Source organism: Hydrogenophaga sp., assembly GCF_041633695.1.
Lineage (GTDB): Bacteria > Pseudomonadota > Gammaproteobacteria > Burkholderiales > Burkholderiaceae_C > Hydrogenophaga.
On record NZ_JBFJMY010000436.1, the window covers coordinates 1 to 3,470 of the forward strand.

The 3,470-nt window shown below is 66.6% G+C and carries 3 protein-coding genes; all 3 read right to left on the minus strand.

Features of this window, described 5'->3' with window-relative positions; translation table 11 throughout:
• Positions 1–92: 92 nt before the first annotated feature.
• Positions 93–1,523: a UDP-N-acetylmuramoyl-tripeptide--D-alanyl-D-alanine ligase gene (murF, locus tag ABYB95_RS19625; protein WP_372660753.1), complete on the minus strand. Its 1,431-nt coding sequence runs from the start codon at positions 1,521–1,523 to the stop codon at positions 93–95.
• Entirely contained in the window at positions 1,520–3,058 is a 1,539-nt protein-coding gene (locus tag ABYB95_RS19630; RefSeq protein ID WP_372660756.1) for a UDP-N-acetylmuramoyl-L-alanyl-D-glutamate--2,6-diaminopimelate ligase, read from the minus strand. The genes murF and ABYB95_RS19630 overlap by 4 nt, the downstream gene beginning before the upstream one ends.
• Positions 3,058–3,470, minus strand: a 413-nt coding sequence (locus ABYB95_RS19635; RefSeq protein ID WP_372660759.1) for a penicillin-binding transpeptidase domain-containing protein, incomplete at its 5' end; no start/stop codon positions are given. The genes ABYB95_RS19630 and ABYB95_RS19635, both read right to left, overlap by 1 nt.

A 3,470-nucleotide genomic window follows, 5' to 3' on the forward strand; every position in this document is an offset into this window, starting at 1 on the left:
TCAGGGCCGCCATCACGGCGCGAAACGTGAGGTACTGGAACACCCGCAGGAAACCGAATTCCGGCGAAAGCCCTTGCAGCCAGATGGCCAGACTAAGCAGCATGCGTGGTGTCCTCTTGTGTTTGTGGGTGTTGGCTGGACAGCACGGTCAAGGCCTGCACCACCCGCTCCATGCGCATGAAGCGCGAGCCCTTGACGAGCACGCTGTTCACGCCCGGTCCCTGGGTCGCACGCTCGCAGACATGACTCACCAGCGCCTGCACATCGCTCCAGTGCCGGGGCGCGCTGCCATCGGCGGATTGCAGCGCTTCGCAGGCCTGTTGCATCCAGTCGCCGGTGCAATGCACTTCTTCAATGCCAGAGGCCTGCGCGTGCCGCAGCACTTCTTCGTGAAAAGCCAGGCCTTGCGTGCCGACTTCACCCATGTCACCCAGCACCAGCAGACGCGGACCGGGCAGTTCGGCCAGCACGTCGATGGCGGCACGCACCGAATCCGGATTGGCGTTGTAGGTGTCGTCGATCAGGGTCAGGCCCCGCGAACCCAATTGCAAGCGCAAGGCACGCGAACGGCCGCCGACGGGTACGAAGGCGCTCAGGCCTTGCGCGATCACGCTCAGCGGCACGCCCGCAGCCAACGCACAGGCCGTGGCGGCCATGGCGTTGCGCACGTTGTGCCGACCGGCGATGTGCAAGGTGCAGCCCTGGGTTCCCAGCGGCGTGTCGAACTCGACCTGCCAGACCCCGTCGCGCCAGTGGGCCTGACGGGCACGCACATCGGCGTCGGCATCGGCGTCGCTGAAACTGATGACCCGGCGCTGACCGGCCATGTCTTGCCACAGGCCGGTGAAAGCGTCGTCGGATGGGAAGACCGCCACCCCGTTGGCGTGCAACGCCGAAATGACTTGCCCGTTTTCCTGCGCCACCGCGTCCACCGTGGCCATGAATTCCAGGTGCTCGCGCTGGGCGTTGTTGACCAGCGCCACCGTGGGCTGTGCCATCTGGGCCAGCAGTTCGATTTCACCGGGGTGGTTCATACCCAGTTCGACCACCGCAACGCGGTGGTGTTCGCGCAGGCGCAACAGCGTGAGCGGCACACCGATGTCGTTGTTGAAATTCCCTTGCGTGGCCAGCGCCTGTTCGCCAGCGTGCGCACGCAGAATGGACGCGATCATTTGCGTGACCGTGGTCTTGCCGTTGCTGCCGGTCACCGCGATCAACGGCAGATCGTACTGGGCCCGCCACAGGCGTGCCAGCTGGCCCAGCGCCAGCCGGGTGTCCGCCACCTCCACCCCCGGCAGACCGGCATGGTCCAGACCGGCGTGGGCGAGCGCCGCCACCGCACCTTGTGCGCGCGCCTGTGGCAAAAAGTCGTGGGCATCGAAACGTTCGCCCTTGAGCGCCACGAACAAATCGCCCGCCTGCAGGCTGCGGGTGTCGGTGTGCACGCGCAACACGCCTTGCACAGCGCCGCCCACGGCGCGGGCGCCCGGCAGTTGCATCAACAATGGACCCAGTGTGTTCATGTGGCGGCACCCTTGCCATGGTTGCGCGAAGCCAGCGCCGCAGCCGCCTGCTCGCGATCGGAAAACGGCGACTTCACACCCATCACGTCTTGATACGCTTCGTGTCCTTTGCCCGCCACCAGCACCACGTCCTGGGCCTGGGCGTTCTGCACCGCCCAGGCGATCGCCTGGGCACGGTCGGGTTCGGTGGTCGGGCGCTTCGCATCGGCCAATCCCGCAGCCATCTGGGCCAGGATGTGCAGCGGATTTTCGCTGCGGGGGTTGTCGCTGGTGAGCACCAGGTGCTGGGCTTCGCGTTCGGCCACGGCCGCCATGAGCGGCCGCTTGCCCGCGTCGCGGTCACCGCCGCAGCCCACCACCACCCACAGGGCGCCACCGCGTTGTTGCGCCAGCGGCTGCAAAGCCTGCAAGGCCTTTTCCAGCGCATCGGGTGTGTGGGCGTAGTCCACCAACACCAGCGGCCGGTCGGCCTGCGCTGCGCCCACCTGCTCCATGCGGCCCGGCACCGGTGTGAGGCTGGCGCAGGCTTGCACCGCGTCGGCCAACGGCACACCGAGTGCGCGCGCAGCGGCCAGCACACACAACAAATTGGACACGTTGTAGCGCCCCACCAGCGGCAGCTCGATGGTGTGGGTATCGGCGGCACCGCGTTCGGCCACGACCAGCCGCAGGCCCGCCGACGTGAACGCCAGATCGCGCGCCACCAGGCGTGCCCCAGCGAACGGGGGCGCGTCTTCGATCGACACGGTCCACAGATCGAGCTGGCGCAAAGCCAAGGTCTGCGCCAGGGCAACGCCCTGCGGATCGTCCACGTTCACGACCGCCGACACCAACCCCGGCCAGTCGAACAACTGCGCCTTGGCGGCCCAGTAGTCGCACATGCCGCCGTGGAAATCGAGGTGGTCCTGGGTGAAATTCGTGAACACCGCCACTTGGATGCGGGTGGCGTTCAGGCGCCCCTCAACCAGACCGATGGACGAGGCTTCGATGGCGCAGGCCTTCACACCGTCGTTCACAAAGCGGCGCAAGCGCGCCTGCAGCATGACGGGGTCGGGCGTGGTCAGACCGGTGTGCTGCAGCGCACTGTTGGCCGGGGCGTGCACACCGTCGGGCATGCCCATGCCCAAGGTGCCGGCCACCGCACATGGGCGCTGCAAGGCCGACAAGAGCTGGGCCGTCCACCACGCGGTGGAGGTCTTGCCGTTGGTGCCGGTGATGGCCACCACATCGAGTTCGGCGCTCGGCTCGCCGTAGTATGTCGATGCCACGGCACCCGACTGCGCCTTGAGTCCCGACAAAGCAGCCACCCGCTCGTCGTCAAAGCCAAAGGCGTCGGCCCCTTCGTGCTCCACCAGGGCGGCACTGGCCCCGGCGCGCAGAGCTTCGGTCACAAAGAGCCGGCCATCGGTGGCCGCACCCGGCCAGGCGACAAAACCGTCACCGGCTTGCAACTGCCGGCTGTCACAACGCAGTTCACCCGTGACACGCTGGTGCAACCAGGCGGCCACGGTCTGGGCGGTATACAGCGTGCGCATCAGAACGACTCCTCCACACCCGCGTCAACGATCTGGGGCTTGACCGTCATGTCGGGCTGCACGCCCAGAATGCGCAAGGTCTGCTGCACCATTTCGCTGAACACGGGCGCTGCCACCAGGCCACCAAAATATTGGCCGTTGCGGGGTTCATCGATCATGACCGCCACGATGATGCGCGGCGCATCGACCGGGGCCAAGCCCACAAACCAGCTGCGGTATTTGTCAGCCGAATAGCCCTTGCCTTCGACCTTGTGCGCGGTACCGGTCTTGCCACCCACCGAGTAGCCCATGGTTTGTGCCAGTGGCGCCGTGCCACCAGGCCCTGCGGCCATCTGCAACATCTTGCGCACCTTCAAGGTGTTCTTTTCGCTGAACACACGCACACCACCTGCCGGGGTCTCGGTCTTCAAAA